This is a genomic window from Pseudomonas sp. PS02303 (genome assembly GCF_029959925.1).
Lineage (GTDB): Bacteria > Pseudomonadota > Gammaproteobacteria > Pseudomonadales > Pseudomonadaceae > Aquipseudomonas > Aquipseudomonas mandelii.
Map to the genome: position 1 here is coordinate 1 of NZ_JASCOM010000279.1, position 7399 is coordinate 7399.

Consider the following 7399-nt stretch of genomic DNA (forward strand, 5'->3'; position numbering starts at 1 on the left):
CAGTCGATATCTACTTGGCTGATACACCGCCTTCGCGGGCAAGCCTCGCTCCTACAGCGGTTGCGGTGTGTCAGCGGACTGCGCTGACGCCGTCGAGTGTCGAGAACGATGTGTCCTTGGCCGTCAGCAAGAAGTCGCGCATGTACGGCGCATCCAGCATGTCCGCACGAATCCCCGCATACAGCGTCGCAAACAATCCTTTGTCGCCCAGCCGCTTGGCCTTCACGTAACCCCGCGAGCTGTATTCATGCAGCGCCCAATGGGGCATCCCGCAGACGCCGCGTCCGCTGGCGACCAACTGCATCATCATCACCGTCAGTTCCGAGGTGCGGACCTGCGCCGGTTCGATGTCGGCCGGTTCCAGGAAACGGGTGAAGATGTCCAGCCGGTCGCGTTCCACCGGGTAGGTGATCAGCGTTTCCGTGAGCAGGTCTTCCGGCACGATGTAGGCCTTGTTCGCCAAACGGTGCTGATTGGCCACCGCGAGCATCGCTTCATAGGTGAACAACGGCACGTAGGTGATCCCGGCCAGTTCCAGCGGATCGGAGGTCACCACCAAATCCAGATCGCCACGGGCCAGGGCCGGCAGCGGGGCGAAGGAGAAGCCCGAAGCCAGGTCCAGCTCGACTTCCGGCCAGGCATCGCGGAACTGATCGATGGTCGGCATCAGCCACTGGAAGCAACTGTGGCACTCGATTGCCATGTGCAAACGGCCCGCGGTGCCGCCCGCCAACCGCGCGATATCGCGTTCGGCACCGCGCAGCAGCGGCAGGGTCGCGTCGGCCAGTTGCAGCAGGCGCAACCCGGCGCTGGTGAACCGCACCGGTTTGGTCTTGCGCACGAACAACGGCATGCCCATGCGCTCCTCCAGTTCCTTGAACTGGTGGGACAGGGCCGATTGGGTCAGGTGCAGACGGTCGGCGGCATCGACCAGGCTGTCGGCTTCGCGCAAGGCGTGCAGGGTCTTCAGGTGGCGGATTTCAAGCACCGGGGGCTCCATGAGGAAAACTTGTGATCAACACGAAAAGGTTGAGTTTGTCTCATGTTGGGTTGGCTGTCGACAATAGCGCCATCTTTTACAGGGAGAAATTCACCATGGCTCTGGCCCACACACTTGGTTTTCCGCGCATCGGCGCTGACCGCGAACTGAAAAAAGCCCTCGAATCCTACTGGAAGGGCGACCTCGATCAGGACGCGCTGAAAAACGTCGGCCGCCAATTGCGCGCCACCCACTGGCAGTTGCAGAAAGACGCCGGCATCGACCTGCTGCCCGTCGGCGACTTCGCCTGGTACGACCAGGTGCTGACCCATTCCCTGACCTTCGGCGTGATCCCCGAGCGTTTCGACAGTGCCAAGGATGCGCGCGGCCTGCCGACCCTCGACACCCTGTTCGCCATGGCCCGAGGCGCCACGGCGGCCTGCTGCGGTGGCGAACACACCCAGGCCCAATATGCCCAGGAGCTGACCAAGTGGTTCGACACCAACTACCACTACCTGGTCCCGGAATTCACAGCTGACCAACAGTTCAAACTGAGCTGGGAACAGTTGTTCGACGAGGTCGACGAAGCCAAGGCCCTCGGCCACAACGTCAAACCCGTCATCATCGGCCCGCTGACGTACCTGTGGCTGGGCAAGGCCAAAGGCAACGACTTCGACAAGCTCGACCTGCTCGAACGCCTGCTGCCGATCTACGGTGAAATCCTCGGCCGCCTCGCCGCCCAAGGCGTGGAATGGGTACAGATCGACGAACCGATCCTGACCCTCGACCTCCCGCAAGCCTGGAAAAACGCCTTCGAGCGCGCTTACCACATCCTTCAATACTCGCCGCTGAAAAAGCTCGTGGCGACCTACTTCAGTGGCCTGGAAGACAACCTCGGCCTGGCAGTCGGCCTGCCGGTGCAAGGCCTGCACATCGACGCAGTGCGGGCGCCGGATCAACTCGGTCAGGTGCTGGACCGTCTGCCGACCTACAAGATTCTTTCGGTGGGCCTGGTCAACGGTCGCAACGTCTGGCGTTGCGAACTGGAGCAAGTGCTCGCGCAACTGCAACCGGCGCAAGAGCGCTTTGGCGACAACCTGTGGGTCAGCAGTTCCTGCTCGCTGCTGCACAGCCCGGTGGACCTGGAACGGGAAGACAAACTCGATCCTGAACTGAAAAGCTGGCTGGCCTTCGCCGTGCAGAAGTGCGGTGAAATCGCCGTGCTGCGCGATGCCCTGAACGACCCGCAATCGCCCAAAGTACAAGCGGCTCTGGCCCAGAGCCGAGTGATTCAGACGAGCCGCGCCGAGTCGCCGCGTATCCATAAAGCCCACGTGCAGGCACGCATCAATGCGATCAGCGCAGCGGACAGCCAACGTCACTCGCCGTTCGCCAAACGCATCGAGCAGCAACGCGCTCGGCTGAAACTGCCGGCATTCCCGACCACCACCATCGGCTCTTTTCCGCAGACCGGTTCGATCCGTCTGGCCCGCCAGGCGTTCAAGCAAGGCAAGCTGTCGGCCAACGATTACACCGACGCCATGCACAGCGAAATCCGTCACGCCGTGCAAGTCCAGGAACGCCTGGGCCTGGACGTGCTGGTGCACGGTGAAGCCGAGCGCAACGACATGGTCGAGTACTTCGCCGAGCAACTGGACGGCTACCTGTTCACCCGTTTCGGCTGGGTGCAGAGCTACGGTTCGCGCTGCGTCAAACCGGCGATCATCTACGGCGACCTGAGCCGTCCGAACGCCATGACCGTCGACTGGATCACCTATGCGCAAAGCCTGACCGACAAGGTCATGAAAGGCATGCTCACCGGTCCCGTGACCATGCTGATGTGGTCGTTCCCGCGCGAAGACGTCTCGCGCAAAATCCAGGCGCAGCAGTTGGCGTTGGCCCTGCGTGATGAAGTGGTAGACCTGGAAAACGCCGGCATCAAGATCGTGCAGATCGACGAAGCCGCGTTCCGCGAAGGCTTGCCGCTGCGTCGGGCGCAATGGCAGGAATACCTGGACTGGGCGGTGGAAGCCTTCCGCTTGAGCGCCTCCGGCGTGCGCGACGAAACCCAGATCCATACCCACATGTGCTACAGCGAATTCAACGACGTGATCGAGTCCATCGCGGCGATGGATGCCGACGTGATCACCATCGAAACCTCGCGATCGGACATGGAATTGCTCGAGGCCTTCGAAGCGTTCGACTACCCGAACGACATCGGGCCGGGCGTCTACGACATCCACTCGCCACGAGTGCCGGACACGGCCGAGATGGTCAAGTTGATGAGCAAAGCCGTGAAGCGCATTCCGGCCGAGCGATTGTGGGTGAACCCGGATTGCGGTCTGAAGACCCGGGCGTGGCCGGAGACCGAGGCGGCGTTGGTCAATATGGTGGCGGCGGCAAGGCAGTTGCGTAACGTACTGGCATAAATTCTGAGTTCATCAGGCGCACTAAAAAACCAAACCCGCTGAACCGCAATGGCAGCGGGTTTCTTATAGGGCCCACTCGGTTGTCCAATACGATGCCACGTATTGGTTATAAGTGTTGTTGAATCTATTTTGAATTGATCTAGCTTCTCGAGAAAAACCTGTCAGATCTGACAGTTGGCGTAGTCAGGGTTATTACGTCTACTGACAAACAACTCGGGAGCTTAGAGATATCGGAATGAGATGGCTATATTTGTATGTTTGTAGAAAGCTCCGCGGAGTAGTTAAACCGTCATTATGGCTGCTCGCTATAAATTGCGTGCTTTTGTTTGGATGTACAGGGCAATCTACTGATTGGACGATGGGGCATATTGAACGCTCCCGTGATCGGTCGGGAGAGAGCGTGGCTGAAAATCTGACTCATCGATACAATGATAATCGTGCCAATTGTGGAACCACAACTTCGCCTGCATTTCTTTGTACGGGTGTGATATTAAGAATAACCAAGACCAGTGCTAATTATGATCCGTGGGAACATAGTGATTTTTCGAGAACGACGGACGCTGTATCATTTTCTTACTTGAGGGCGGACTCGAATTTTTCAGGGACGCCTTGGCGGGGTACTAATGGTTTTATATTTTTTCCTGTCATTGGCATGCCTGCGGACAAGTTGAAGTTAGAGGTAAAATGCTATTACCCTTTGGATGGCGCAACGTTTTACAGGAATGCTCCAGGTAAATTTGGCTGTCGAGACAGTATTGTTACTTATCCATATCCCGAGGCCAGTAGACCTTGTCGAGAACAAGGGGTTGTTACTGCGGAACAATGGCTCGCACATTATCGGACCCCGGCTGGAAGTGCCAGGCCCAATGCTTACTCCTGTTCGCTCATGGTGACATCCGACTTGAATGCCGAAGCCGTGACCGCTTTCAACGAGGGTATCCGATTACGAGCACAACTGATTCCACAACAGGCGATTGCGGATCACAATGAACTTAGAATTAAGGCTTGGCCGGAATCAGATCCAAAAAAGATCCCCATCCAGGCTTTTTTTTATGTTGGCGCGGGCGTGGAAAACGCAAAAATAGACCAGAAAAAATACTTTGATAAAACCTCAGGGCTTGTGGTGCCGATTATTCGCCTGACCTTGCCGGCAAGCTATTCAGCCAAGGCCAAGTTCGAGTATTTTTCAAGCGATCAGGCGGTGCTGCCTGAAATTCCGGATCCAGAAAGGGAAAAACCTTCTGTGCCAAAAACCTATGACGCCGCGGGTGAGCGTCTAAGGATCAGTGATATTTATAATGATAGTGGTCTGGATGTTGTCATCCCTCACTACCCAGGTATGGCGGGTATTAATTCGCTGATGGTTCGGTGGAATGGCAGGGTCAGGTACAACAGTCCCGTTATTGAAGTCGGTGACCCGCCCGGGGAAAGAATAGTAAGAATTCCAAAATTAGAGGTGCTGGACAATATCGGGTTATCCGTAGAAGTAAATTACTCCGTGAAAGAGGTGCCTGGAGGCGCAACGGAGGAATCGAAGAAGTTGACACTTTTTATAGAGCCCCAAACGCTCATATTGCCGGAACCCACTATTTCCAGTAGTACGGTCACGGTGAATTTTGGTGGTGACGCTGGATATCAAGTCCGGGTTCGCTGGACGGGAAGCGTCACGCGCGAGACGGAGTGGCAAGCGGTGAATTCAAACGTAGCCAATAGGTTCACCATTGCGCAAAGCTGGTTTGATGAAAATCGGGGCCGTACAGTCTTGATCAATTACTCGGTTAAAAGCACCGCTGGCGTCACCCCGTTGATGTTTTCACACGTTCTGAGGCTCGCAATTCCCTAGGTCATCGCGTCAAGCCCCTTACCCGGGGAGGGGACGGATACGACCGCTCGGCAATCTTCATCAAACTGTCACGTAACTGTGGCAGCGCGCTTGATCAAACTTCATCAGACTCGCGCTCTACTGGGGTTCTGCGTTTCGGTGTTTTTTCATGCGTGCATTCATTTTTCTGGCCTTGCTGTTGTTTGGCCTGCCGTCGTTGGCGGCGTCTCGTTGCGATGTCAATGTTCCCATCCAACAGGCCGATCTGGCGCAGGTGAGCCTGGCGTACCAGAGCATCGGCCGTGCGTCCGACCCGGCGTTGTTGCTGGTGATGGGCCTGGGCGGGCAGTTGATTCACTGGCCTGACGAGGTGGTGGTCGCGCTGTGTCAGCAGGGTTTTAGGGTGATTCGTTATGACAATCGCGACGTCGGCCTCTCGACCTGGCGGCAAACGCCCGCCGACGCCAACCTGACCTTCGAAGTGCTGCGCTACAAACTCGGTCTGCCGGTGGCGGCGCCGTACACCCTGACCGACATGGCGGACGACGCCTTTGGCCTGATGGATGCGTTGAAGGTTGAGCAGTTTCACGTCTTGGGCGCGAGCATGGGCGGGATGATTGCCCAGCACATGGCGGCGATGGCGCCGCAACGGGTCGAGAGCCTGACCCTGATCATGACCAGTTCCGGGGCCGAAGGCTTGCCGGCGCCGAGTGCGGCGTTGGTGCAGCTGTTGTCGCGGCGCAGCGCGCCGAATCGCGAAGTGGCGCTGGAACAGCAGGCCGATTTGCTGGCAGCGCTGGGCAGCCCGACCGTCAGTGATGATCGGCAAGCGTTGCTGCATCAGGCGGCGTTGTCCTATGACCGGGCGTTCAACCCGGAGGGCGTGAAGCGCCAGATCATGGCGATCCTCGCCGAGCGCAGTCGTGTGGCGCTGCTTAACCAATTGCGCGTGCCGACGCTGGTGGTTCACGGCACGGCGGATCCGCTGTTGCCGGTGATGCATGGCGTGCACTTGGCGGCGCACATTCGTGGCAGTCAGTTGAAGCTGATTCCGGGGTTGGCGCATCGATTCCAGGAAGCGTTCAAGGCGCCGTTGCTGGCGGCGGTGTTGCCGTATTTGCAGGCCCACCGCGAAGACACTTCGCATTGGGCACAGATCGATCCGGTGCCCACTCCGAACCTCCTGTAACCCCCAAATCCAACTGTGGGACAAAACCCTGTGGCGAGGGAGCTTGCTCCCGCTGGGCTGCGAAGCGGCCCCAATCCTGCGCATGCGGTGTATCAGGCAAGCCACATTGGCCGGTTTTACGACTGCTGCGCAGCCGAGCGGGAGCAAGCTCCCTCGCCACAAAAGCGCCTCACTCCAGTCGAGTTATGTCGATGGAACGAAGTTATCCAGCATCCGGTTCACCGCCAGTTCACCCAGCATGACGGACTGCTGAATGCCCAGCACGGTGTTGCGCTGCGGGCCTTCCAGCAACCCGGCGAAATCACTCAGCATCACGCTCGCTGACGCCAGGGATTCACAGGCGTTGGCCAGCAGGGTTTCTTGATCGATGTCGAGGGCGATGGTGTAGATGGTGCTGGGTTTGCGTGGGGTGTCTTTGGGAATGACCGGTTTGAGGTAGAAATCGAGGGCGCGGTCGGCGGCTTCGTTGAGTTTTTTGGAGTCTGGGGTTTCGTAGGGGGAGACGTCGTCGGTTTCCGGGGGATTTGGTGTGATCTTGAACATTGGATTGGTACTCCTGTTAATAGAGCCGCAACCTGTCTCGCTACTAAACGGAAGGGTGGCAGCTGTGCGCAAGTTAGTAGACCGGCCACCAATCCAAAACCGGCGCGTCCGAGGACGCCATGCGCACAGCTACCATTAAGTGCAGGCGAATGCCTGACTATATGTCGCATGTACGTCCGGATTGGAAAGGCCGGGCTACTAAACCCGATCACTGGAAATCAGTGACAGGACCAAGTTACCGACAGGCCCCCAGGCGCACAAGCCAGCGGATTCTGACGTTGTTGTAGGCGACGGCGCAAGGCGCTGTAGCTTTCAGGAAGTAACCTTAAACAGAACTAAACACCCCCTCCCAAACACCCCCGATCCCTGTAGGAGTGAGCCTGCTCGCGATGGCGGTGTATCAGTCAACATCAATGTTGAATGTCAGACCGCAATCG

At 57.9% G+C, this 7399-nt stretch carries 5 protein-coding genes; 3 read left to right on the forward strand and 2 right to left on the reverse strand.

Translation table 11 applies throughout. The annotated features are described in order from the left end of the window. Positions 1-70: 70 nt before the first annotated feature. Positions 71-988, reverse strand: coding sequence for a transcriptional regulator MetR (gene metR / locus QMX98_RS30220; RefSeq protein ID WP_221107237.1), 918 nt, complete (start codon positions 986-988; stop codon positions 71-73). A 107-nt stretch (positions 989-1095) separates the two neighbouring features. Here metR and metE point away from each other — a divergent pair, with 107 nt between their 5' ends. From metE to QMX98_RS30235, 3 genes are all read left to right on the forward strand, one after another. Then, positions 1096-3408 (forward strand): 5-methyltetrahydropteroyltriglutamate--homocysteine S-methyltransferase, encoded by a 2313-nt coding sequence (gene metE / locus QMX98_RS30225; protein WP_282411849.1) that lies wholly within the window; start codon positions 1096-1098, stop codon positions 3406-3408. Positions 3409-3808: 400 nt separating this feature from the next. Beyond that, entirely contained in the window at positions 3809-5251 is a 1443-nt protein-coding gene (locus QMX98_RS30230; RefSeq protein WP_282411850.1) for a hypothetical protein, read from the forward strand. A gap of 148 nt (positions 5252-5399) precedes the next feature. Then, positions 5400-6419: an alpha/beta hydrolase gene (locus tag QMX98_RS30235; RefSeq protein WP_282411851.1), complete on the forward strand. Its 1020-nt coding sequence runs from the start codon at positions 5400-5402 to the stop codon at positions 6417-6419. A gap of 183 nt (positions 6420-6602) precedes the next feature. Here the strand turns inward: QMX98_RS30235 and QMX98_RS30240 are convergent, their stop codons facing one another. Then, positions 6603-6962: a DUF6124 family protein gene (locus QMX98_RS30240; RefSeq protein ID WP_282411852.1), complete on the reverse strand. Its 360-nt coding sequence runs from the start codon at positions 6960-6962 to the stop codon at positions 6603-6605. Between the last annotated feature and the right edge of the window lie 437 nt (positions 6963-7399).